Origin of the sequence: Comamonas sp. GB3 AK4-5 (assembly GCF_041320665.1) — a bacterium.
GTDB lineage: Bacteria > Pseudomonadota > Gammaproteobacteria > Burkholderiales > Burkholderiaceae_C > Comamonas.
In genome coordinates this window covers 4972216-4995829 of the sequence record NZ_CP166730.1, presented here as the reverse complement: position 1 = coordinate 4995829, position 23614 = coordinate 4972216, and the positions used below count along the sequence as shown (strand labels likewise).

Genomic DNA, 23614 nt, shown 5'->3' with positions numbered 1-23614 from the left:
CGGCGCAAGACCTGTGCTGGGGCCGCGGCCGATAATCCTTGCATGTCGAATTCTGTTGCCTCTACTGCGCTTCGCCATTCCCTGCAGCTGCGCACGCTCACGCCGGCCGATGTGGGTGGCGTGCTGCATATCCAGACCCTGTGCTATGGCGCGGACTTTGCAGAAAGCGAAGCGGTCTTCACTCGCCGCCTGCAAGCGGCCCACCACTGCTCCTGGGCGGCGCAGCAGGGCGGGCAACTGGTGGCCTATCTGGCGGCTTACTGGTCCGGTCATGGCAAGGTCACGCCATTGGAGGGCGACTTTGCGGCCTTGCCACAGGCCTCGGTGCTGTATCTGCACGACATGGCCGTGAATCCGGCCCAGGCTGGCCAGGGCGTGGCCCGCAAGCTGCTGCAGGTCGCCCTCGACCAGGCCAGTGCGCGCGGCGTGCGCCAGGCAGCCCTGGTAGCGGTGCAGGGGGCGGATCGCTACTGGGCCCGCCAGGGCTTCGTGCCGGATCCGCTGCAGGACGGACAGCAGCAGGCCCATTTGCGCAGCTATGGCGAGGATGCGGTCTACATGGTGCGGCACTGGTAGAGCTCTGCCCAACAGGTTCTGCCCGCCTTGTCTACCGTCTGACACGAACGTCAGGGGTTCTGGACAGGTGAAGTCAGGCCGCATGGTGATAATGCCCGCCATGCCCAATCGATGGAAACCCAATGTGACCGTAGCGGCCGTGATCGAGCGCGAGGGCCGCTTTCTGCTCGTGGAAGAAGACACGGCGGACGGCCTGCGCCTGAACATGCCGGCCGGCCACCTGGATCCGGCGGAAACGCCCACCCAGGCCTGCGTGCGCGAGGTACTGGAGGAGACGGCACACGATTTCACGCCCACGGCGCTGGTGGGCGTGTACATGAACCGCTTTGTGCGCACCCGCACCGGCTCGGACATCACCTACCTGCGCTTCACCTATACCGGTGAGCTGGGGGCCTTCCACGAAGGCCGGGCGCTGGACCACGGCGTCATTCGCACCCTGTGGATGACGCTGGAAGAGCTGGAAGCCAGCGCCGCCCGCCACCGCAGCCCCGTGGTACTGCAAAGCGCGCGCGACTACCTGGCGGGCCAGCGCTTTGGCCTGGACATGTTCCACGCCGATCCCAGCATTTTCTCCACGCCCCAGCCTACGGTGCCGATTGTGGCGGCGGCCTGAGCGACGGCTACCTCCTGTTTATCCCCGCAGCCCCCTGCCTGTTGGCGGGCTGGGATAATCCACCGCTATGACGAAACATCGGGTTGTGGTGGGACTTTCGGGCGGCGTGGACTCCGCGGTGACGGCCCATCTGTTGAAACAGCAAGGCCATGACGTGGTCGGCATCTTCATGAAGAACTGGGAAGATGACGACGACAGCGAGTTCTGCTCCAGCCGCCAGGATTTCCTGGACGCGGCTGCGGTGGCTGACGTGATCGGTATCGAGATCGAGCATGTGAACTTCGCCGCCGAGTACAAGGACCGGGTGTTCGCCGAGTTCCTGCGCGAATACCAGGCGGGCCGCACGCCCAATCCGGACGTGCTGTGCAATGCCGAGATCAAGTTCAAGGCCTTTTTGGACCACGCCATGCGGCTGGGGGCGGAAAAAATCGCCACCGGCCACTATGCGCGCGTGCGCCAGAACCCCGAGTCCGGTCTGTTCGAGTTGCTCAAGGGGGTGGATGCGTCCAAGGACCAGAGCTATTTTCTGCACCGCCTGAGCCAGGGCCAGCTGTCGAAAGCCATGTTCCCTGTGGGCGAGCTGTGCAAGACCGAGGTGCGCCGCATTGCCGAGGAAATCGGCCTGCCCAATGCCAAGAAGAAAGACTCCACCGGCATCTGCTTCATTGGCGAGCGGCCTTTCCGTGACTTTCTGAACCGCTACATCAGCAAGGAGCCGGGCCCCATTCTGGACGACCGCAACCGCAAGCTGGGCAAGCATGTGGGCCTGTCCTTCTACACCCTGGGCCAGCGCTCCGGCCTGGGCATAGGCGGTGTCAAGGAAAAGGGCGCGGCGCGCGGCGCTGGCGACCATGCGCCCTGGTTTGTGGCCCGCAAGGAGCTGGACAAAAACACCTTGCGCGTGGTGCAAGGCCATGACCACCCCTGGCTGCTGTCACAGTCGCTGCTGGCCGACCAGATCAGCTGGGTGGCCGGCCATGCGCCTGCCGAAGGCCGGGAATATGGGTCCAAGACCCGTTACCGCCAGCCGGACTCGCCAGCGCTGATCTCGCAGGCCACCAGCGAGGGCTTTCGCCTGGACTTTCCCGAAGCGCAATGGGCCGTCACGCCCGGTCAGTCGGCCGTGCTGTACGACGGGGATGTCTGCCTGGGCGGCGGCATTATCGCGGCGGTCGATCCGCGCTGAGAGCCTGCTGCGCCTGTGGCGCCGCAGGCGAGGGGGCGCTGGCTGCACAGGCCTGTAGCTGCAACTGTGCTTCGATAATCGTAGCGCCTGGTGCTGACTGTATCTGCAGTCCGCCCTGAAAACGTTCCAGGCGCGCACGCATGCTGCGCATGCCCACACCCAGGCTGTGCTGGTGCACGGCCGCCACATCAAAGCCCACGCCGTTGTCGCGCACCCGCAGCAGCAGCGTCTGGGGCCAGGGCTGTAGCAGCTCGATGTATACCTCGGTGGCCTGGCTGTGCTTGAGCACATTGGTCAGCGACTCTTCTGCCACCCGGGCCAGATTCAGGCACTGCAAGGCGGTGGGGGGCTGCTGCCAGTGCGCAGGAATCAGCCAGTGGGAGGCAATGTCCAGCGCATCGAAAAGGCCCATGAAGCGGTGGCGCAGCGGCGCTGCCCAGGCCACCGGGGTGGCAGGCACTTCGGCCTGGGAGCTGGTGCTGTGGTCGATCATCTGGCGCAGGTCGTCGCGCATCAGCTTCAGCATGGACAGTATCTGGGTATTGGGCAGCGGTTGTGGGGCCTGCTGCACATAGGCAATGGAGCGCACCAGTGCGCCGCCCAGGCTGTCGTGCAAGTCGTGGGTCAGCTGCATGCGCTCTTGCAGCCGCGAATGGCGCAGCGCCAGCTGGTGTTCGCGCTCCAGCGTATGGCTGAGCTCGGTGCAGGCCTGAGACACGCTCTCGGTCAGCTCCTGGTTGAAGCCCTCGACGCGCTGCATATTGCGTGTGACCTCACGCCCCAGCATCACCGACAGGGCCAGCATGGTGAGCAAGGCGGTGTAGGGAATCCATGGCGCGCCCTGTGTCCAGTGCATGAGCAAGGCCATGTCGTGCAGCCCGGCGGCCATGCAGACCAGCAGGCACAGGGCGTAGACCAGATCGGTCAGCTTGCGCGTGCGCCAGGCATGGAAGGGGAATTGCAGGCTGTTGACCAGGGCAATCAGCAGGAAAAGCTGGGTCACGGGGGAGAGGACGGGCAGCAGCGTATCCGGCACCAGGGCTGCACAGGCACAAGACAGGCTGGTGACCCACCACAGCGCGCACTCCACCCGGGGAAAGCGCTGTGCGCCATAGCGCCAGGTGAACAGGCAGTAGCTGAAGCAAAACAGCACAAACAACAGCAGGTTGGCGCGCGCCATGGCCATGGTCCCCGGATACGGCCAGGCCTCGGTGGCCAGCATATTGGCGGTGAACAGCACCCAGCAGGCACAGTTGAAGGCATACCAGCCGTAGACAGTGTGGGAGCGGCGCAGCAGCCAGGCGCACAGAAACAAGGTGCCCAGCACGCCGGAAACCATCAGATTGGCAATGGGCAAGGTGCGCTGGTTCCACCAACGCTGTGTATGGCGCTGGTACAGCGTGGTGGGGTCACCCAGGTGTACGCCTCCCAGGCCGGGGGTTTGTGCGGCAAGCCCATGGACCCGCACCCAGATATGGTTGAGCCCGGGGCGCAGTGCGGAAGTGGGCAGCAGCGCGTAGCGCGGCAGGTTCCAGCTGCGCGACAGCGGCTCCTGCAGGTGCTGGTCGCGCCACAGCAGGTCCTGGTTGAGGTAGACCGCACCGGCCATGACCATGTAGTCGACCGCCAGGGCGATGGGGGCATCGGCGTCCAGGCAGTCCAGTTGCCAATCCATGCGATACCAGACGGCGCCGTCGTGGTCGGGCCAGCGGCGCTGCCACTGGTCCGGCAGTTGCACAGCGGTCCAGTCTCCGGCGTTGGCATCGGCCGGGGGCGGACCTTCACCCGTGGTGGGCTGGGCGTGGACGGACAGAATGCGCGGCGCGCAGGAAGGCTGGGCGGGCGTCTGGGCCCCTGCGGGTACGGCCCAGGCCATGCACAGCAGCAGCCATAGCCACCAGCGCCAGAGCATGTTCAGCCGAGCAGGCCGCGTGAGCGGGCCTCGCTGATGGCGCGCACGCGGGACGACACGGCCAGCTTGCGGTAGATGTGCTTGATATGGCATTCGACCGTGTAGCGGGAGAGGTGGAGCTGCTCGGCAATTTCGCGGTTGGCCAGGCCCTCGGCCACCAGGCCCAGGATCTGGGCCTCGCGGGTGCTGAGCGTGGCTTCTGCAGCCTCGGGTTCCTTGGGGGACTCGGAGGGGCGCAGCTCGGCAATGATACGGCGGGCAATAAAGGGGTCTATGGGGGCCCCGCCACGCAGCACACTGCGTATGGACAGGGTGACCTCGAGGTCATCGCGCTCCTTGAGCACATAGCCGGTGGCGCCGGCGCGCAGCGCGCCCAGCAACACATCCTCGGTGCTCCAGGCGGAAATCACCAAAATGCCCAGGGCCGGGTCGGCGTTGCGCAGCTCGGCAATCAGCTCGATGCCATTGCCATCGGGCAGGCCCAGGTCCACCAGGGCCAGGGCCACAGGCGTTTCGGCGGTGATGCGGCGGGCTTCAGCCAGGGTGTCGGCCAGCAGCAGGGCATCGTCGTGGTAGCCCAGCAGTTCCATGATGCGCACCAGGCGCTGGCGAATGAAGGCGTCATCTTCGACCACCAGCACAGGCGCAGGCAGGGTGAGATCGGGAGTGAGGTGGGCGAATAGGGACATGGTGGTGTGAATAGCAATAAGCGACTATGGCCCAGCCTGGCCCGCGCGCCTATCCCTGTAATTGGGTATTTTGTGGGCTTGCCAGCAGCTGCCGGCAGCCTGCTGGTGCGCCCATCCACGCCATCGCATGGCCATGGCTGGCCCCTCAGCCCTCTCACCAACCCGCGCAGCGCACAGCCTAGTCGCGGGCCATTTCCACGCGGTTGCGGCCCAGGTGCTTGGCCTGGTAGAGGGCCGCATCGGCGCGGCGCAGCAGGGTTTGGTAGTCGGGGTGGCCGTTGAACAAGGCCACGCCCACGCTGATGGTCATGTGCAGGGTCTGGCCATGCGGCAGATTGAACAATTCGCCAGCCAGCTGCGCGCGCATGCGCTCGGCGGTGCGCTGTGCCATCTCGGCCGAGCAGTCCACCAACAGCAAGATGAACTCCTCGCCGCCCTGGCGGAACAGGTAGTCGCCCCCCCGGCTGTGCTGGCTCAGCACCGTAGCCACCTGCTGTAGCACCAGGTCGCCGGCCTCGTGGCCATAGCTGTCGTTGACCGCCTTGAAGTGGTCGAGGTCTATGGACAGCACCGCAAAGCTGTGGCCGCCTCGGCGGGCGTAGTGCACCTCCTTGTCCAGCACCACGGGCAGGAACTTGCGGTTGAGCAAGCGGGTCAGCACGTCGCGGCCGGTCTCGATGGCGCCCGATTGCTCGAACAGCGAATCCAGCAAGAACGCAATGCGCCGGGCGTTGTCGCGCAGCGTGTGCAGCAGGGCCAGCTTGTCGGCGGCAGATGCATCCACCCGAAGAATGGCGGGCAGATGCTGCTGGTCTATGGCCTCTATGGTGGCCAGGATGGTGGTGCACTCCGGCGTGCCCTGGAACACATGGGCACCCTTGTGGCGGAACCACAGGCCAAACTCCGACTGGCCCAGCTGCGGCAACTGGGCGGTGTCGCTGCCTACGGCATGGGCAAACATCAGCTGGTTTTCCCAGTCCAGCAAATTGGCGCGGCGGCGCTCACGCTCGGTGGACACGTTCTGGGCCAGGGCAAAGTGCCGGTAGGCCTCCTTGGCCTGGGAATGCTGGTCATGCGATTGGGCATAGGCCTGGCCCATGATTTCCATGGTCAGGTCCATCACGCGAGAGATCAGCCCCTCGGCACCAGGTTCCGCAGCGGGTTGCAGCAGCGCATACATGCGGTCCTTGAGCGCGCGGGCGCCGCGCAGCACCACATGCATGGGAATGTTGATGCGCGCATGCACATCGCCAATGCGCTTTTGCTGGGCCACCAGGGGCAACAGGTCGGAGCCCGGCGCGGCCTGGAACACCCCGGCAATCCAGACTTGCATGGAGGCATTCAGGCGGCGCTGCACCTGCTCATGGTCCAGCAGCGGCGCCGCCACGCTGTCCTGCAGCATCTGGTCATAGAAATGCCGGGCCAGCGCTTGCTGGTGTTCCTGCGCCAGGTGCTGCACCTGGGCCAGGGCAGCAGCAGGCGTGGCCTGCAGGCAGTGCTGCCATTCGGCAGCGTAATGGTCATCGGGGTAGGAGGGCATGGCGGGAGAGGCCGGAAGCCAGAAAAGCGGCTGCCGAGGAGGGGCTCTAGCGCGCTTGTGCAGATGTTGAGAGTGAGCGCCCCCAAAGAGGGCACTGGCAGGAGTCTACTGCAGCCTGGCGATGGGGCTGGCCTGCAAAGCAGGCTGGGCCGCGAGCTCAGGTCATTGGCACCTTTCTTTGGCGCGATCCCATGCCACTGCTTGGTGGCCGTTGGCATGCTTCTCCGGGATTGCAGCGACCTCAAAGAATTTGCCTGCCATAGTAGAACTATCAAAAAATATTCTACTTTGGTGGCTGTTATTTGCACTCATGTGCCTAATAAAGTAGATTTATTGAAAATAATCCTACTTTAGAGGCGATATGAAAACCATCCCTGAAGTCTCTGCAACCTTGCGCCAGACGCTTAAGCGTAGCGGCCGAACCCAGCAGGCAGTGCGTGATGCAGCGGGCGTATCGCGCCAGACCTTTGCCAATGTGATCGGTGGCCAGGAGGACTACAAACTGAGCACGCTGCTGTCGATTGCGGACCGATTGGATCTGGAGCTGATGCTGGTGCCCAAAGGCATGGCCCAGGTCCTGCAAGCGCCGGTGCAAAGCCCTGTGGAGAGCCTGGTGGACAGTGCCTTGAAGCGGCTGCAAGACGCCAACAGCTGAGAAGCGCCATGCAGGTCAAAGCACTCGAAATCCGGCTGGCTACCAGGCGCGTAGGCGTGTTGTTCCAGTACCCATTGGCCCAGGACCAGACGATCAATCGCTTTGTTGCGGACGACGACTTTGCCAGCGATCCTGAACAGGCCATGCTCTCGCTGTCCTACCGGGCCAGCGACCCCCAGGCCCAGGCCGCTTTCTGGCGTGCCTTGGGGGCCGCGCAGCTCAACGGCAGCTTGTCGGTGGATGCCAAGCGCGGATGGCTGCTGCCAGCGTTCTTTCAAAACCTGTTGCCGGAAGGGCCGCTGCGCACGCGCATTGCCGAGATGCGGGGCTGTGAGCCCGAGGACCATTTCGAGATTCTGGCGGCCACGGGCAAAGACCTGCCTGGAGATGTGCAGGCCTTGCCGATAGAGCTTGGCCGCTCCGAGTTGAGCCGCATCGTCACGCAAAACAATGATGCACTGGAGATGTCGGTGGTGGCCGACCCGCTGGAAGACGCCATCTCGGTTTCTGGTGTGCAGGCCAAGCTGGCCGTGCTCAAGAGCGATGGCCGGTTTGTGGGCCGTACCAAGCTGACCGAGGCCAGCGAGGTGCGCCACGTTATCGCCAAGCTGCCAGTGGCCGGCCAACCGCTTCTGCCGGAGCTGGAGGCGCTGTCGTTGTGCCTGGCCAAAGCTGCCGGCGTGCAAGTGGTCGAGGCAGAGCTAGCGCCTCTGGCCCTCCTGGCCGCCGAGCACCACTACGATCTGGGTGATGTGGATGGGGACACCCAGTTTCTCGCGGTGTATCGCTACGACCGCGATGCACCGACTGCCACAGGCCGTGTGCATTGCGAGGACTTCGCGCAGATCCTGGGTGTGCAGCCCGAGGCCAAGTACACGCGCGACTACCTCTCTATTGCTGCGGTGATGATGCTCAAACCCACGCTGGGCGAGGCAGCGGTGCATGAGTTGCTGCGGCGCATTCTGGTGAATGATTTGATGGGCAACCCGGACATGCACCTCAAAAACATGGGCCTGCGCTACGCTGATGGCCGCACACCGGATCTGCCACCCGCCTATGACCTCGTGGCGTACGCCGCATATGGCGTCTTGCAAAGCGGCCGGGCCCTGCAGCTGATCGCGCCCGAGGCGGGAAAGAAGTACGAACACCAAAGGCTCACGCCTGCGGTGGTGCGCAGTTTCTGCGCTCGCCTGGGCATTCCGGAAAAGCCCGCGCAGACTGCGTTGCGCCGCTGCGCGCATAGGGCATTTGAGACTTGGCCTGCGCTGGTGGCCCAAGCCGGGATCACGGACAAGATGAAAGAGCGGATGGTGCAGCGCTTGGACAGCTTCAAGACTCGCCCGCTCTAAGTTGTGAACCGTATATAGCTGCGGTCATCGAAAGAGACCTGCCCAGGCCGTAGCCCTTTGACCTGCGGATGCTCATGAATCATCAGCGGATCTCTGCTTAACAGCGCCTGCAGATAGTCCTCGGAGGCCGCGAGGCTGCTTTTGATCGTGGGATAGCCATCGGACGCCAGAATCACCTGCCGGCCCTGGCCCACGGGCAACACGCGCACATACTGGCTGCAGTTCGGTGATCCATCCATGACGCCATAACCATAGGGCGGTGGCAAGCGGTTTTGTATTTTTGGTTGCTTGCGAATGAATGGTGAGATCAGTGCAAACGCTTGGTCATGCTCCAGCAAGGACTCCACCGTCGTGCCCGAGGCGATCAGTGCGTGCAGATAGCCACAGCGTAGAAAAGTGTATGCATCGGCATAAGGGATGCTGAATTGTTGTACCTCGTCGTCGATGCCAGCCCAGCCGTCTCCCAGCACCCATATTTCTGCGCGGCTGCGCGAATACACCAGCATGGAAGCAGTGGGGCGCTCATCGGTGTCATGCCAGAGAGGCGCAAGCCCTTGGGCAACGTGGTGGCTCAGTGCCCTGAAAAAATCGGGCGCCTCCAGCTGTGGCTCCATCGCATGCAATAAAGCATCCACCAGTTCGGCAATGATTCTGCCGGGTCGCTTGCGTTCGCCGTGGTCCACCAAGGAGGTGGCGCCGTCGATGATGGCGATGTAGTCATCAGAGATATGCAGCCTATCCTCGCAGAGGTCCGCAGAGTGCTTCCCCTTGACCAGGCTTTCAATAACGTGGTTTTGCATGGCGCATTCCTCTGGCCACGCAAGGTGGCGTCTGGGTTTTGTTGCTGGGAATCACCGCCTTCACACCTTTCCCATAATCGGCTGCACTGTGGAGCGGGCGGGGAAGTTTGCGAATGCGGACTCAGTGATTTGAATATGCCAGACGGTCGCGTGGGGCAAGACGCCGGTATTGTTTATAAATGAAAGAATTGTTGATTTGAGCGGCAATGGACCCCGCACATGTCCGTAATGTATTTATTGTTTTGGGTTTTACGGGAATGCTTAGGGATTTATCTGATGCGATAAATATTTTAAAAAATACCAAAATAATTAATGAAAATAACAGTGCTTCAGAGCACGGCGTGCAGCCAAGTTAGCATATTTTTCGGCAGATAAAACCGAATCGGAAAAAATCCGTCGACTAGTGTCTGGTGTATTGCTGTAGTGCCAGCTATCGAGCTGCTGAAAATCCAGGTGCTGTCGAAAATATGTGAGAAATAATCGCACAACTTACAGCTGGCGCGGCCCATAAAAAAAGCCCCAAGTGCTTATCACTTGGGGCTTTTTTCTGAAGGTGCTTTTGCCGGTCAGAACGGGATGTCGTCATCCATATCGTCAAAGCCCGAAGCAGCGCGCTGGGGCGGAGGGGCCATGGGTGCGGCGGCTGCCGGTGCGGGCGGGGCCATGCGCGGTGCGGCAGCGGGGCGTTGTGCAGGGGCTGCGGCCGGGCGGCGCGGGGCCGCGTCATAGCCACCACCACCGTTGTCGCCGTAGCCGGCGTCATCGCCATAACCCTGGCTCTGGCCGCCGCCCATGCCTTGGCGGGCGCCCAGCATCTGCATGGTGTCGGCGCGGATTTCGGTGCTGTAGCGCTCCTGGCCAGCCTGGTCGGTCCACTTGCGGGTGCGGATGGAGCCTTCCACATACACCTGGGAGCCCTTGCGCAGGTACTGGCCCACGATCTCGGCCAGGCGGCCATTGAACACCACGCGGTGCCACTCGGTGGCTTCCTTGTTTTCGCCAGTGTTTTTGTCACGCCATTTGTCGGTGGTGGCGATGGTGACGTTGGCCACTTGGTCCCCACTGGGGAAGGTGCGCATTTCGGGGTCGCGCCCCAGATTGCCGACGATGATGACTTTGTTGACGGATGCCATGGGTAAAAAATCCTGTGCAGCTAGCCGGAGAAAAGGGGGAGGGTCCCCGGCCAAATCGGTAGGTGCAGCCCCCTCCGGTAGGCTGCAGGCACGCAGCATAACGCAGCTCGGCCGGATCGTGCCTAGCGACCCGCGCTTGACCGTGAGGAAATGAAAAAAGTGAGCGCCCTACGCTTTTAATACAAAGGTTTCAGCGGTTCTATGATCTGAAACTGTTGCGCAGTAAGCACAAACTGCTCCCCTTTTCTCGGGGCTTGCGGGGCAGCGGCCACACCGGCCGCAGGGGCCTGTCTTCAATGTCCTGTGCGGCCCACCGGGCGCAGCGGCCAGCTCACCACCAGCCACAGCACGCACAGCAGGGCGGTGGTGGCAAACAGCGCGGGGGCACCCGCCCATTTGGCCAGGGCGCCGCCCAGGGCGCCACCGGCAAAAAGACCCAGCGACTGCAAGGTGTTGTAGGCCCCCAGGGCCGTGCCGCGCAGCGGCGCCGGAGCCATGCGCGAGACCATGCTGGGCTGACTGGCCTCCAGGGCGTTGAAGCCGCAGAAAAACACAAACATCAGCAGAGCCATGCACCAGATGGTGGGAATGCTGCCGCTGGCGGCCAGCATGCCCAGACCGATTTGCACCACCAGCACCAGGGCGATGGCGCCCAGCAGCGCGGCGCGCAGCCGGCCCTTGCGTTCCATGGAAAACAGCAGGCCCATGGCCAGAAAGGACAGCAGCACGGCCGGCAGATACACCTGCCAGTGCGCGGCCTTGAGCAGGCCGGCCTGCACCAGCATGGCCGGCACGGCCACCCACATGGCCATCTGCACGGTGTGCAGCACGAAAACGCCCAGGTTCAGGCGCAGCAGATCGCCATGGCGCAGCAGCTCGGCAAAGCCTGCACGCGGGGCATCGGCGTGCTGCACGGGCTCGGCCGGCACCACCCACAGCACGGCGCAGATGCCGGCCAGGGCCAGGGCGCAGGTCAGGCCAAAGATGCCGGGCAGACCGCCCCAGGCGGCCAACAGCGGGCTCAGCACCAGGGCCAGCGCAAAGGTCAGGCCTATGCTGCCGCCCACCATGGCCATGGCCTTGGTGCGCACGCTGTCGCGCGTCAAATCAGCCAGCAAGGCGGTGACGGCGGCGGACACCGCGCCCGCGCCCTGCAGCGCCCGGCCTGCCAGCAGGCCGGTGACCGAGTCGGCCATGGCGGCCAGCAGGCTGCCAGCAGCAAACACCAGCAGGCCGGCCACGATGACGCGCTTGCGGCCCCAGCGGTCCGAGGCCAGGCCCAGCGGCAGCTGGAACAGGGCCTGCGTCAGCCCATACATGCCAATGGCCAGGCCCACCAGGGCCGGGTCATCGCCACCGGGGTAACGGGCCGCTTCCAGTGCAAACACCGGCAGCACCAGGAACAGGCCCAGCATGCGCAGCGCAAAAATCAGCGCCAGGCTGGCGCTTGCACTGCGCTCCTGGGGCGTCATCTTGGAAGTGGGGGTGGTGGGGGCAGCAGAGGTGGCAGACACGCGAGCGAAGTCAGGAGGGCGGTGAAGAAAGAAGGCGGCCGGCAAGCACCGCAGAGCCCGCATTGTCGGTCATCCGGCTGCACGCCGCCAGGCAGGGTTGGGGGCGAATCTTTATCATGGTGGGTTTCCCCTTGGCGGGGCTTGCGTCGAGAAGGCCATTTTTTGTGAAACCGTCATCCTCCGCGTCATCCTCAGATTCCACTGCCCGCGTGAGTCCATCGGACGCGCCCGCAGCCCCCGCAGGCCGCTACCTGGGCGACGTGATGGGCCGCGCCTGCATCAGCGTGCGCGGCGCCCGCACGCACAACCTGCAAAACATCGATCTGGACATTCCGCGCAACCAACTGGTGGTGCTCACCGGCCTGTCCGGATCGGGCAAGTCCAGCCTGGCTTTTGACACGCTGTACGCCGAAGGCCAGCGCCGTTATGTGGAAAGTCTGTCGACCTATGCGCGCCAGTTTCTGGGCCGGCTCGACAAACCCGATGTGGATTTGATCGAAGGCCTGTCGCCCGCCATCGCCATCGAGCAAAAGGCCGCCAGCCACAACCCGCGCTCCACCGTGGGCACAGTGACCGAGATCAACGACTACCTGCGCCTGCTCTACGCCCGCGCCGGCACGCCGTATTGCCCCGAGCATGACCTGCCGCTGCAGTCCCAGACCGTGAGCCAGATGGTGGACAGCGTGTTGGCCCTGCCCGAAGAAACCCGCATCATGGTGTTGGCGCCGGTGGCGCGCGGCAAGAAGGGCGAGTTCGTCGAGCTGTTCACCCAGATGCAGGCCCAGGGCTATATCCGCTTTCGCATCGATGGTGCCGTGGTGGACGCCGCCAACCTGCCGCAGCTGGACAAAAATGCCCGCCACGATGTGGACGTGGTGGTGGACCGCCTCAAGGTGCGTGCCGATATGCAGCAGCGCCTGGCCGAAAGCATTGAAGCCGCGCTGCGCATAGGCGGCGCGGCGGCCAACGGCCGCATCGTGGTGGTGGAGATGGACACGGGCAAAGAGCATTTGTTCAGCAGCCGCTTTGCCTGCCCGCAATGCACCTACTCGCTGCCCGAGCTGGAACCACGGCTGTTCTCCTTCAACTCGCCCCAGGGCGCCTGCCCCAGCTGCGACGGCCTGGGCCTGAGCGAGGCCTTTGATGTCGAGCGCGTGGTGGCCTTCCCCACGCTCAGCCTGGCCAGCGGTGCCATCAAGGGCTGGGACCGGCGCAATGGCTACTATTTTTCCATGCTGCAAAGCCTGGCCCTGCATTACGAGGTCAGCGTTGATACACCTTTCGACGAGCTGCCCGAAGCCGTGCGGCAGGTGGTGCTGTGGGGTTCGGGCAAGGAAGAGATTGCCTTCACCTACACCCTGGACAGTGGCGCGCGCAAGGGCGAGACCCTGGTCAAAAGCCACCCCTTCGAGGGCATCATCCCCAACATCCAGCGGCGCTGGCGCGAGACCGATTCCCAGGTGGTGCGCGACGATCTGGCCAAGCTGCGCAGCACGGCCATCTGCCCGGACTGCCATGGCACGCGCCTGCGCCGCGAGGCGCGCTTTGTGCGTGTGGGCGAGGGTGCGCAGCGCAAGGCGATTTACGAAATCGGTGGTGACACCCTGGCCAATGCCCAGAACTGGTTCGAGACCCTGCAGCTGCTGGGTGCCAAGGCCGATATCGCCGCCAAGGTGGTGGGCGAGATTGCTGCCCGCCTGCGCTTTCTCAACGATGTGGGTCTGGGTTATCTCAGCCTCAACCGCAGTGCCGACACGCTCTCTGGTGGCGAGGCCCAGCGCATACGCCTGGCCAGCCAGATCGGCTCGGGCCTTACCGGCGTGATGTATGTGCTGGACGAGCCCAGCATCGGCCTGCACCAGCGCGACAACGACAGACTCATCGCCACGCTGCAACACCTGCGCAACATCGGCAACACCGTCATCGTGGTGGAGCATGACGAAGACATGATGCGCGCTGCCGACCAGTTGATCGACATGGGACCAGGCGCCGGCGTGCATGGCGGCCGCATCATGGCCCAGGGTACGTTTGACGAAGTGGCGGCTACGCCGGATTCGCCCACCGGCCAGTTTTTGCGCGGCGAGCGCTGCATTGCCGTGCCCGCGCGCCGTACGCCCTGGCTGCCGGTCAAGCAAGACGAGGGCGCTGTGGCGGCTGCGCCCCCGGCCAGTGGCTTTCCCCTGGTGCCTGGCAGCGACCAGCCCGCCGCCGCCCAGCAAGCACCCCAGCACCATGGCGTGCAGGCCTTGCGCGTGGTGGGCGCCAGCGGCCACAACCTGCAGCAGGTGACGGCGGATTTCCCCGTGGGCCTGTTCACCTGCGTGACCGGGGTGTCCGGCTCGGGCAAGTCCACCCTGGTCAACGACACCTTGTATGCCGAGGTGGCGCGCCAGCTGCACCGCGCCGGCACCGAGCCTGCGCCGCATGCGGCCATGGAAGGCCTGGACTATTTCGACAAGGTCATCAATGTCGACCAGGCGCCGATTGGCCGCACGCCGCGCAGCAACCCGGCCACCTATACCGGCCTGTTTGCGCCCATACGCGATCTGTTTGCCGAAACCAATACCGCCCGCGAGCGCGGCTATGGTCCCGGGCGCTTCTCCTTCAACGTGGCCGGCGGCCGCTGCGAAGCCTGCCAGGGCGATGGCGTGGTCAAGGTGGAAATGCACTTTCTGCCCGATGTCTACGTGCCCTGCGACATCTGCCATGGCCGGCGCTACAACCGCGAAACCCTGGAGGTGCAGTGGAAGGGGCGCGACATTGCCTCCGTGCTGGAAATGACGGTGGAAGATGCCCATGCCTTCTTCAAGGATGTACCCGGCATTGCCCGCAAGCTGCAGACGCTGCTGGATGTGGGCCTGAGTTATATCCGCCTGGGCCAGAGCGCGACCACGCTGTCGGGCGGCGAGGCCCAGCGCGTCAAGCTGGCGCAGGAGCTGTCCAAGCGCGACACCGGCCGCACGCTGTACATATTGGACGAGCCCACCACCGGCCTGCACTTTGCCGATGTGGACCTGCTGCTCAAGGTGCTGCACCAGCTGCGTGACGCGGGCAACACCATCGTCGTCATCGAGCACAACCTCGATGTGATCAAGACGGCGGACTGGATCATCGACATGGGCCCCGAAGGCGGGGCCGGCGGCGGCCAGGTGGTGGCCGTGGGCACGCCCGAGCAGGTGGCGCAAAACCCGGAAAGCCATACCGGCCGCTATCTGGCTCCGTATCTGCAAACGCATGCAGAGTCAGAAAAAACCGTGAAATCAGGGAAAAAATCAAAGCAATGACAGGTATGCAGACAGGCACATGGGATGTGGTGGTCGTGGGCGCAGGCATGGCCGGCGCCGCAGTGGGCTGGCAGCTGGCGCAGGCCGGCAAGCAGGTGCTGGTGCTGGAGCGCGAAGCCCAGCCCGGCTACCACACCACTGGCCGCTCGGCCGCGCTGTTTGAAGAGCATTACGGCCCGGCCCAGGTCCAGGCTTTGACCCGCGCCAGCCGCGCTTTCTACGACGCGCCTCCGGCCGGCTTTGCCGACGCCCCCATCCTCAGCCCGCGCGGCGTGCTCTATATCGCCACGGCCGAACAGCGCGAACTGCTGGATGCGGCCTACGCCCAGGCCCTGCCGCATTCCCCCGACGCCCGCCGCCTGGATACCCAGGGCCTGCAGGCGCTGGTGCCGGTGCTGGGGGAGCACATGGTCGACGGTTTTCTGGACCAGGGCGCGCGTGACATCGATGTGCACGGCCTGCACCAGGGCTATCTGCGTGGCCTGCGCCAGGCCGGGGGATCGCTGTGGTGCGATGCCGAGGTGACGGCCCTGGACCGCTCCGCCAGCACATGGACGCTCACACTGGCCGATGGCCGCAGCGCCTGTGCCGCCGTGGTGGTCAACGCCGCCGGCGCCTGGGCCGATGTGCTGGGCCAACTGGCCGGTGCCGCGCCCATAGGCCTCACGCCCAAGCGCCGCAGCGCCTTCACCTTCAGCGCCCCCGAGGGCATGGACGCCGCGCACTGGCCGGCGGTGATCAGCGCCGACGAAAGCTTTTACTTCAAGCCCGACGCCGGCCAGTTGCTGGGCTCGCCCGCCAATGCCGACGACACCACGCCCCACGATGTGCAGTCCGAGGCGCTGGATGTGGCCACCGGCATCTGGCATATCGAGGAGGCCACCACCTTGCAAATTCGCCGCCCCAGCCACACCTGGGCCGGGCTGCGCAGCTTTGTGGCTGACGGTGAGCTGGTGGTGGGCTGGGACGCCTCGCCCCAGCCACTGCCCGGCTTTTTCTGGCTGGCGGCCCAGGGCGGCTACGGCATACAGAGCGCGGCCGGCTACGGCCTGCTGGCGCGCAATCTGATCCTGGGTCAGACCCTGGATGCCGCATTGACGGCCCAGGGCGTGGACCCCGCCTTGCTCTCGCCTGCCCGCGTGCAAAACTAAAACAAGAGCAGTCGTCGCGCTTGTGGCCTAGGTTTCAGGCAGAAAAACACCTGAAACCGCTGGAGTGACTGCACAAGCAGCTCACTTTTTACGACCAGCCGCAAAGCCGCTCAGGAGGCGTGCGTGATTTTGGTGCCCAGCAAGGCCAGGAACTGCGCAATCCAGGCCGGGTGTGCGGGCCAGGCCGGGGCGCTGACCAGATTGCCCTCGGTGTGGGCCTGGTCCACGGCGATGTCGGCGTAGTGGCCGCCAGCCAACTCCACCTCGGCCTTGCAGGCGGGATAGGCCGAGCAGCTACGGCCCTTGAGCACGCCGGCGCCGGCCAGCAACTGGGCGCCATGGCAAACGGCGGCCACGGGCTTGTTGGCGCTGAAGAAGTGGCGCACGGCGGTCAGCACGGCGGCGTCGTTGCGCAGGTATTCGGGGCCACGGCCGCCGGGGATGACCAGGGCGTCATAGCTCTCGGCCTTGATCTCGGCGAACGTGGCGTTGAGCGTGAAGTTGTGGCCGGGCTTTTCGCTATAGGTCTGCGCGCCTTCAAAGTCGTGGATGGCGGTCTTGATCTGCTCACCCGCCTTTTTGCCGGGGCAGACCGCATGCACCTGGTGGCCCACGGCCAGCAGGGCCTGGAAGGGCACCATGGTTTCATAGTCTTCGCAGTAGTCGCCACAAATCATCAAAATCTTCTTGCCGGCCATGGGTGTCTCCTGGTGGATGAACAAGGGAGTGAAAAAAAGCGCCCGTTCGGTGCGGGCGCTTCCATGGTAGGCAGAGGGGTGGGCAGCGGGTATTAACCGCTTACTACGCGGGCCGTGTGGGGGCTTGCTGAAAAGGGGCATGGCGGGCGCTGTTGCACATGTTTTCGAATCATTGCAAATGCTCGCAGTTGACGCGTTGCTTCCCGGCCAGTGCCTGCCCTATGGCCGCACTGGCGGGCAGGTGCTCCCCAAAACAAAGCGCCCTTCGCCCACCAGCACTGGATTTGCGCGCAAAAACTGCGCGAAATGCAGGGCCGATGGGCGAAGGGCGCTATGTTTGTTTGCAGTCGCCCCCGAGGGAGGGCGATGCAAGAGGGGGTTATCAGGCCGTCAGGCGCTGCAGTGCTTCGCGGTACTTGGCCGCGGTCTTGGTGATCACTTCCTGGGGCAGGCGGGGCGCGGGGGCGGTCTTGTCCCAGGGCTTGCCGTTGACCTGGGCTTGCTCCAGCCAGTCGCGCACAAATTGCTTGTCGTAGCTGGGAGGGTTGGCGCCGGCCTGGAGGGCAGCGTCATAGCCTTCCACGGGCCAGTAGCGCGAGCTGTCGGGGGTCAGCACCTCGTCCATCAGCACCAGGGTGCCGTCTTCGGTCAGGCCGAATTCGAACTTGGTGTCAGCAATGATCATGCCCTTGGTCAGCGCGATCTCGGCCGCTTCCTTGTAGATGCGGATGGCGGTGTCGCGGATCTGGGCCGCCAGCTTCTCGCCCACCATTTCCACGGTGCGCTCGTAGGTGATGTTTTCGTCGTGGTCGCCCATTTCGGCCTTGGCGGCCGGGGTGTAGATGGGCTCGGGCAGCTTGGCGGCATTGGTCAGGCCGGCGGGCAGCTTCACGCCGCAGACCGATTGCGAGGCCTGGTATTCCTGCCAGCCGCTGCCGGCCAGGTAGCCGCGCACCACGGCTTCGATCAGCACGGGCTTGAGGCGCTTGACCAGCATGGAGCGGCCGCTGACCTGGGGCACTTCTGCGGGGGTGACCACGGATTCGGGCGCGGCGCCGGTCAGGTGGTTGGGGCAGATATGGCCCAGCTTGTCGAACCAGAACAGCGCCATCTGCGTCAGCAGCTCGCCCTTGCCGGGAATGGGCTCGCCCATGATCACGTCGAAGGCGGAGAGGCGGTCGGAGGCCACCATCAGAATGCGGTCATCGCCCACGGCGTAGTTGTCGCGCACCTTGCCGCGCGCCAGCAGCGGCAGGGAAGTGATCGTGGAAGTGTGCAGGGAGGAGGTGCTGGGCTGGGTGGTCATGGGGCTCACAGGGAAATGGGGCGGCGGGTGCGCGTGTCGCCGTCCTGCGGCAGGCCCGCGCCAGGGCGGAATTCTACGTGGCAGCGCAAGGGCACGCAGGCTGGAGGTGGTCTGGACTGGTAAGCGCTGGCCCCGCGAGGCGGGCGCCTACAAAAAGCGGTGTTTTTGTCCGGTGTCATTGTCAGCAAACTTATGCATTGTGCGCTGAATTCGGACCCCCGCCCATATCCCCGCCGGACATGTCGGAATGCCGTTGATTTCGCGGCGCAGTTCGCGCACAGTGGGCTCCAAGCGAGACGAATGCGCATTCAACGCCCACCGCATCCAGCGGCCCCAGGCCGCCACGGATGCACTCTGGACCTAGAGACCACAGGAGGCTGGTTTATGAACTTGACCATCAGCGGGCACCATCTGGATGTGACCCCCGCACTGCGCAATTACGTCATGGAAAAGCTCGGTCGTGTGCTGCGCCATTTCGACCAGGTGATTGATGTCAAGGTACTGCTTTCGGTACACAACGAAAGCGAGAAGGACAAACGCCAACGCGCTGAATGCAATGTGCGCGTCAAAGGCACGGACCTGTATGCGGGCAGCTCGCATTTCGATCTGTATGCGGCCGTGGACACCCTGGTCGACAAGCTGGATCGCAAGGTCGTCAAACACAAAACCCGTCTGCAAGAACGCCGGGGAGATGCAAGCAAACGCAATATGCCAGGGCTTGCAGCAGCTTGACACCGCACAATGCATACTACAGGGAGCCGCCGAGCGCGGCTCTTTTTTGTGCGGTCCGGGCTATCTGTCGCCTGTAAGCCGTGCGGTGCATAATTCCCCACACATGAACCGTCTTGCCTCCATCCTGCCGTCCACACAAGTCCTTGTGAGCGTGGACGCCACCAGTAAGAAGCGCGCTTTCGAAGAAGCCGGGCTTTTGTTTGAAAGCCTGCACGGTCTGTCCCGCGCGCTCATCACAGACAGCCTGTTCGCACGGGAGCGTCTGGGCTCTACCGGCCTGGGCCATGGCGTGGCCATTCCGCATGGTCGCATCAAGGGCCTCAAGTCCCCCATGGCCGCCGTGTTCCAGATGGCGCGCCCCATTGGCTTTGACGCCCCCGACGAGCAACCCGTCAGCCTGCTGATCTTTTTGCTCGTGCCCGAGGCCGCCACCCAGCAGCACCTGGAAATCCTGTCCGAGATTGCCGAGCTGCTGAGCGATTCCGCACTGCGCGAGCATCTGGTGCACTGTGCCGATGCCGTGGAGCTGCATGGTTTGATTGCCGGCTGGAAATCCGCCACCGCCGTCTGACACAGTGAAACCCACCGCCGTTAACGCCGACCGGATGTTCGAGGCTTTCCGCGAAAGCCTTCGCTGGGAATGGTTGGCCGGTCTGGGTGCCTCGGAGCGCCGTTTCGATGAAATGGCCGTGCGCTCTGCCCGCTCCGGGGCGGACCTGGTGGGCTATCTCAATTACATCCATCCCTACCGCGTGCAGGTGATCGGTGAGCGCGAAGTCGCCTACCTCACCAACGCCACGCCGGAAGACTGCGCCCGCCGCGTGGCGCGCATCGTCACGCTGGAGCCGCCGGTGCTGGTGCTGGCCGACGGGCAGCAGGCGCCGGCCGCGCTGCTGTCCATGTGCGAACGCGCGCAAATCCCCATGTTCGCCACGCACGAGGCGGCTGCCTTCGTCATCGACGTGCTGCGTGCCTATCTGTCCAAGCACTTTGCCGACCGCATCACCATGCACGGCGTGTTCATGGACATTTTGGGCATGGGCGTGCTCATCACCGGCGAATCCGGCCTGGGCAAGAGCGAGCTGGGGCTGGAGCTGATCACCCGTGGCAACGGTCTGGTGGCCGACGATGCGGTGGACCTGTTTCGCATCAACCAGACCACCATCGAAGGCAAATGCCCCGACCTGCTGCAAAACCTGCTGGAAGTGCGCGGCATAGGCCTGCTGGACATCCGTGCCATCTTTGGCGAAACGGCGGTGCGCCGCAAGATGCGGCTCAAGCTCATCGTGCATCTGGTGCGCAAGGAAACCATGGAGCGTGACTACGAGCGCCTGCCCCAGGAGCCCTTGACCCAGGACGTGCTGGGTGTGCCGGTGCTCAAAGTGATCATCCAGGTGGTGGCAGGCCGCAACATCGCCGTGCTGGTGGAAGCCGCCGTGCGCAACACCATCTTGCAGCTGCGGGGCATAGACACCTACCAGGAGTTTGTGGACCGCCATCGCCGAGCCATGGAGCAAGGCATCGAATAGGCTGCAGCCCGGCCCTGCGCCTTGGCCGGGCACCAACCCAAGCAGCACAGCACCCTGCGCCCCATGCAAAAAGGGCAAGACATTTGCATGCCTTGCCCTCTTGGCTGTTGAGCCGAGCGGCTTATTTGGTGGCGCGTGCCGCGCACTCGGCGCATTGGCCGTACAACGACATGGAGTGGTCCTGGATGGTCCAGCCCATTTCGTTGGCAATCAGCTGCTGGCGCTTTTCGATCTCGGGGTCATAGAACTCTTCCACCTTGCCACAGCTGGTGCAGACGAAGTGGTCGTGGTGCTGGCCCTCGTTGAGCTCGTAGACGGCCTTGCCGCTCTCGAAATTGCTGCGCAGCAAGATGCCGGCCTGCTCAAACTGGGTCAGCACGCGGTAGACCGTGGCCAGGCCGATGTCCGAGCGCTCGTCCAGCAGCACGCGGAACACGTCTTCGGCCGTCATGTGGCGCTGTTTGCCCGTCTGGAAAATCTCCAAAATTTTCAGACGAGGGAGCGTGGCTTTCAGTCCCGTGCTCTTGAGCTCTTCGATATTTTTCATGTCAGGGTCTCTGGTTGGCCTGGCTCGTCGCGGTCGACGATATGCCAGCGGCGGCAGGAATGGCCCTTGCAGCGGCGGGTCCCATGCCCGATGGGGTCCGGAGTGCTGCCGCTACAATGGACTGGATCATATCCCGTAGCCATTACCCATGCATGTCAAAGCCCGCCGTTGTGTTTCTGTGCTCGTGACCCTGTCGCTGGGCGGTCTGCTTACCGCCTGCGGCAGCTTCAACAGCGCCACACGCAGTCTTGCCAATTCCATCACGCCGTACAAGGTGGACGTGGTGCAGGGCAACTTCGTCTCCCAAGAACAGGTCGCCGCCTTGCAGCCTGGCATGAGCCGTCAACAGGTGCGGGAAGTCCTGGGTACGCCCCTGGTGACCAGCGTGTTCCACACCGACCGCTGGGACTATGTGTTTACCCTCAAGCGTGCCGGCCTGGAGCCCCAGACGCGCAAGCTGGCCGTGTTCTTCACTGGCGAGCAGTTTGACCGCGCCGAGGGCGACGAAATGCCGTCCGAAGCCGACTTCGTGGCCTCGCTGGGCAAAAAGATGGACAAGATCAAGGTGCCTCCGCTCGAAGCCACCGAGGCCCAGCTGGCGCGCTACCCGGTCAAAAAGTCGGCCGAGGCCGAGCCTGCACCTGAAGTGCCGGTGGCGCCCGTCGCACAGTCCTATCCGCCGCTGGATGCCCCGGCACGCTGATGCTGCCGCCGTGGCCGTGCTTGCCTTGCTGCACCTGCCGCGCTATCTTTTTGAGAAGGGCCGCCGAACCGCCATGCGCGCTGGCGGCCTTTTTGTCGTATGAACCTGGGCCGTACAGCGCCTGGACCTGATTTCGCACGTTCACCATGACCGCTTCCTCCTCTTCTGCTCCCTTGCTGCGCGTGGCCATCGCCGGCGCTTCCGGCCGCATGGGCCATATGTTGATCGAGGCCGTGCTCGCCAGCGGCGATTGCCAACTGGCCGCTGCACTGGACCACTCTGCCAGCCCCAGCCTGGGCCAGGAAGCTGCCGCCTTCTTGGGCAAGACCACGGGCGTGCTGATCGAAAGCGATGTGCGCGCGGCCCTGGCCAAGGCCGATGTGCTGATCGACTTCACCCGCCCCGAAGGCACGCTGGCCCACCTGGCCGTGGCGGCCGAGCTGGGTGTGAAGGTGGTGATCGGCACCACCGGCTTCAGCGAGGCCGAAAAGGCCCAGGTCGCTGCATTCGCCCAAAAGACGGCCGTCATGCTGTCGCCCAATATGAGCGTGGGCGTGAACGTGACCTTCAAGCTGCTGGAGATGGCGGCCAAGGCCCTGCAAGAGGGCGGTTATGACATCGAAATCATCGAGGCCCACCACAAGCACAAGGTGGATGCCCCCTCGGGCACGGCGCTGAAGATGGGCGAGGTGATTGCCGAGGCCCAGGGCACCAAGCTGGCCGACCGCGCCGTATACGAACGCTTTGGCCACACCGGCGAGCGCCAGGAAAACACCATCGGTTTTGCCACCGTGCGCGGCGGCGACATCGTGGGCGACCACACCGTGCTGTTTGCCGGCACTGGCGAGCGCGTGGAAATCTCGCACAAGTCCAGCAGCCGTGCGGGCTACGCCCAGGGCAGCCTGCGTGCGGCCCGCTATCTGGCGGCCCGCCCCAGCGGCCTTTTCGACATGAACGACGTGCTGGGTCTGCGCTGAGGCGCAGCCCATCACCAGGCACCGGAGCAGCCCATGGATGCACGATGGCAATGGCTGGCGCAGGGCGATGCGGTCACGCGCGCCACGGCGCTGCTGCTGCTGGCCATGTCGGTGGTCAGCTGGGTGGTGATCTTGGCGCAGTGGCTGGTGCTGCTGCGCCGCCGTCGCCAGGCGCAGCCCGCCATGGCCGCCTTCTGGCAGGCGCGTGATCTGGACACGGCCCAGCAGCAGCTGGGGCGCCAGACGCCTTGGCTGCAGCCCTTGGTGCAGGCCGTGCACATCGCCCAGGCCGAAGCCGTGGCCTCTGCCACCCTGGCCGGCCAAAGCGCCCATGGCGACCGCCTGGTGCGCCATCTGCGCGGCGCGCTGCAACTGGTGGCAGCGCGGCTGCAATGGGGACAGACCTTGCTGGCCTCCATCGGCGCGCTGGCGCCTTTTGTGGGCCTGCTGGGCACGGTCTGGGGCATTCACCATGCGCTGTCGGCACTGACCGGTGTGCAGCAGGTGTCGCTGGACCAACTGGCCGGCCCCGTGGGCGAGGCCCTGGTGATGACCGCTGCCGGCCTGGCCGTAGCCATTCCCGCCGTGCTGGCCTACAACCTGCTGGGCCGCAGCATTGCGGTGCTGGAAGCCCAGCTCGACGGCTTTACCCACGATTTGCATGCGCATTTTGCAGCGGCGCAGCCGCTGCAGGACTGAGCGCTACGGCATCGTTGAGCA

Annotated in this window: 22 protein-coding genes; 13 read left to right on the top strand and 9 right to left on the bottom strand. The window is 64.5% G+C overall.

Annotation, left to right across the window (positions count from 1 at the left end; genetic code table 11):
* The first annotated feature begins 42 nt into the window (after positions 1–42).
* From ACA027_RS22075 to mnmA, 3 genes are all read left to right on the top strand, one after another.
* The gene (locus ACA027_RS22075; protein ID WP_370680318.1) at positions 43–576 is read left to right on the top strand and encodes a GNAT family N-acetyltransferase; all 534 of its coding nucleotides are present in this window, start codon (positions 43–45) and stop codon (positions 574–576) included.
* 100 nt (positions 577–676) lie between these two features.
* Positions 677–1189, top strand: coding sequence for an NUDIX hydrolase (locus tag ACA027_RS22070; RefSeq protein WP_370680317.1), 513 nt, complete (start codon positions 677–679; stop codon positions 1187–1189).
* 67 nt (positions 1190–1256) lie between these two features.
* Complete coding sequence (gene mnmA, locus ACA027_RS22065) at positions 1257–2375, top strand: tRNA 2-thiouridine(34) synthase MnmA (protein WP_370680316.1); 1119 nt, start codon at positions 1257–1259, stop codon at positions 2373–2375.
* Here mnmA and ACA027_RS22060 read toward each other — a convergent pair.
* The 3 genes from ACA027_RS22060 to ACA027_RS22050 all read right to left on the bottom strand — a co-directional run bounded on the left by ACA027_RS22060 (position 2350) and on the right by ACA027_RS22050 (position 6516).
* Positions 2350–4287, bottom strand: coding sequence for an ATP-binding protein (locus ACA027_RS22060; protein ID WP_370680315.1), 1938 nt, complete (start codon positions 4285–4287; stop codon positions 2350–2352). The genes mnmA and ACA027_RS22060 overlap by 26 nt on opposite strands.
* A gap of 2 nt (positions 4288–4289) precedes the next feature.
* A complete protein-coding gene (locus ACA027_RS22055) occupies positions 4290–4976 on the bottom strand; it encodes a LuxR C-terminal-related transcriptional regulator (protein WP_370680314.1) in 687 nt (228 codons plus the stop codon).
* 178 nt (positions 4977–5154) lie between these two features.
* Complete coding sequence (locus tag ACA027_RS22050) at positions 5155–6516, bottom strand: diguanylate cyclase (protein ID WP_370680313.1); 1362 nt, start codon at positions 6514–6516, stop codon at positions 5155–5157.
* Between the two features lie 361 nt (positions 6517–6877).
* Here ACA027_RS22050 and ACA027_RS22045 point away from each other — a divergent pair, with 361 nt between their 5' ends.
* Both ACA027_RS22045 and ACA027_RS22040 read left to right on the top strand, forming a co-directional pair.
* Positions 6878–7171 (top strand): helix-turn-helix domain-containing protein, encoded by a 294-nt coding sequence (locus ACA027_RS22045; RefSeq protein ID WP_370680312.1) that lies wholly within the window; start codon positions 6878–6880, stop codon positions 7169–7171.
* An 8-nt stretch (positions 7172–7179) separates the two neighbouring features.
* Entirely contained in the window at positions 7180–8520 is a 1341-nt protein-coding gene (locus ACA027_RS22040; RefSeq protein WP_370680311.1) for a type II toxin-antitoxin system HipA family toxin, read from the top strand.
* Here ACA027_RS22040 and ACA027_RS22035 read toward each other — a convergent pair.
* The 3 genes from ACA027_RS22035 to ACA027_RS22025 form a co-directional block, all read right to left on the bottom strand.
* The gene (locus ACA027_RS22035) at positions 8517–9320 is read right to left on the bottom strand and encodes a hypothetical protein (RefSeq protein WP_370680310.1); all 804 of its coding nucleotides are present in this window, start codon (positions 9318–9320) and stop codon (positions 8517–8519) included. The genes ACA027_RS22040 and ACA027_RS22035 overlap by 4 nt on opposite strands.
* Positions 9321–9886: 566 nt before the next feature.
* Positions 9887–10453 (bottom strand): single-stranded DNA-binding protein, encoded by a 567-nt coding sequence (gene ssb / locus ACA027_RS22030; RefSeq protein WP_370680309.1) that lies wholly within the window; start codon positions 10451–10453, stop codon positions 9887–9889.
* Between the two features lie 293 nt (positions 10454–10746).
* Complete coding sequence (locus ACA027_RS22025) at positions 10747–11925, bottom strand: MFS transporter (RefSeq protein ID WP_370682658.1); 1179 nt, start codon at positions 11923–11925, stop codon at positions 10747–10749.
* 305 nt (positions 11926–12230) lie between these two features.
* On the opposite strand from ACA027_RS22025, the gene uvrA reads away from it, so the two are divergent.
* Positions 12231–15251 carry an excinuclease ABC subunit UvrA gene (uvrA, locus tag ACA027_RS22020; protein ID WP_370682657.1) on the top strand — a complete coding sequence of 1007 codons (3021 nt, stop codon included), beginning with the start codon at positions 12231–12233 and terminating at the stop codon, positions 15249–15251.
* Between the two features lie 5 nt (positions 15252–15256).
* Positions 15257–16402, top strand: a complete 1146-nt coding sequence (locus ACA027_RS22015) for an NAD(P)/FAD-dependent oxidoreductase (RefSeq protein WP_370680308.1) — start codon at positions 15257–15259, stop codon at positions 16400–16402.
* Positions 16403–16512: 110 nt separating this feature from the next.
* On the opposite strand, the gene ACA027_RS22010 is transcribed toward ACA027_RS22015, so the two are convergent.
* Positions 16513–17100 carry a DJ-1/PfpI family protein gene (locus ACA027_RS22010; protein WP_370680307.1) on the bottom strand — a complete coding sequence of 196 codons (588 nt, stop codon included), beginning with the start codon at positions 17098–17100 and terminating at the stop codon, positions 16513–16515.
* Positions 17101–17482: 382 nt separating this feature from the next.
* Positions 17483–18406: a phosphoribosylaminoimidazolesuccinocarboxamide synthase gene (locus ACA027_RS22005; protein ID WP_370680306.1), complete on the bottom strand. Its 924-nt coding sequence runs from the start codon at positions 18404–18406 to the stop codon at positions 17483–17485.
* Between the two features lie 384 nt (positions 18407–18790).
* Between ACA027_RS22005 and hpf the strand changes: the two genes are divergently transcribed.
* The 3 genes from hpf (at position 18791) to hprK (ending at position 20667) form a co-directional block, all read left to right on the top strand.
* On the top strand, positions 18791–19138 hold the full coding sequence (gene hpf, locus ACA027_RS22000; RefSeq protein WP_370680305.1) for a ribosome hibernation-promoting factor, HPF/YfiA family: 348 nt from the start codon (positions 18791–18793) through the stop codon (positions 19136–19138).
* 103 nt (positions 19139–19241) lie between these two features.
* Positions 19242–19709: a PTS sugar transporter subunit IIA gene (locus tag ACA027_RS21995; RefSeq protein WP_370680304.1), complete on the top strand. Its 468-nt coding sequence runs from the start codon at positions 19242–19244 to the stop codon at positions 19707–19709.
* Between the two features lie 4 nt (positions 19710–19713).
* The gene (gene hprK, locus ACA027_RS21990) at positions 19714–20667 is read left to right on the top strand and encodes an HPr(Ser) kinase/phosphatase (RefSeq protein ID WP_370680303.1); all 954 of its coding nucleotides are present in this window, start codon (positions 19714–19716) and stop codon (positions 20665–20667) included.
* A gap of 121 nt (positions 20668–20788) precedes the next feature.
* Here hprK and fur read toward each other — a convergent pair whose 3' ends face one another.
* Complete coding sequence (fur, locus tag ACA027_RS21985) at positions 20789–21214, bottom strand: ferric iron uptake transcriptional regulator (protein WP_370680302.1); 426 nt, start codon at positions 21212–21214, stop codon at positions 20789–20791.
* Between the two features lie 148 nt (positions 21215–21362).
* Here fur and ACA027_RS21980 point away from each other — a divergent pair, with 148 nt between their 5' ends.
* The 3 genes from ACA027_RS21980 to ACA027_RS21970 all read left to right on the top strand — a co-directional run bounded on the left by ACA027_RS21980 (position 21363) and on the right by ACA027_RS21970 (position 23593).
* The gene (locus tag ACA027_RS21980; protein WP_370680301.1) at positions 21363–21917 is read left to right on the top strand and encodes an outer membrane protein assembly factor BamE; all 555 of its coding nucleotides are present in this window, start codon (positions 21363–21365) and stop codon (positions 21915–21917) included.
* A gap of 146 nt (positions 21918–22063) precedes the next feature.
* Complete coding sequence (gene dapB, locus ACA027_RS21975) at positions 22064–22894, top strand: 4-hydroxy-tetrahydrodipicolinate reductase (RefSeq protein WP_370680300.1); 831 nt, start codon at positions 22064–22066, stop codon at positions 22892–22894.
* 33 nt (positions 22895–22927) lie between these two features.
* Positions 22928–23593, top strand: a complete 666-nt coding sequence (locus ACA027_RS21970; protein ID WP_370680299.1) for a MotA/TolQ/ExbB proton channel family protein — start codon at positions 22928–22930, stop codon at positions 23591–23593.
* The last annotated feature ends 21 nt before the right edge of the window (positions 23594–23614 follow it).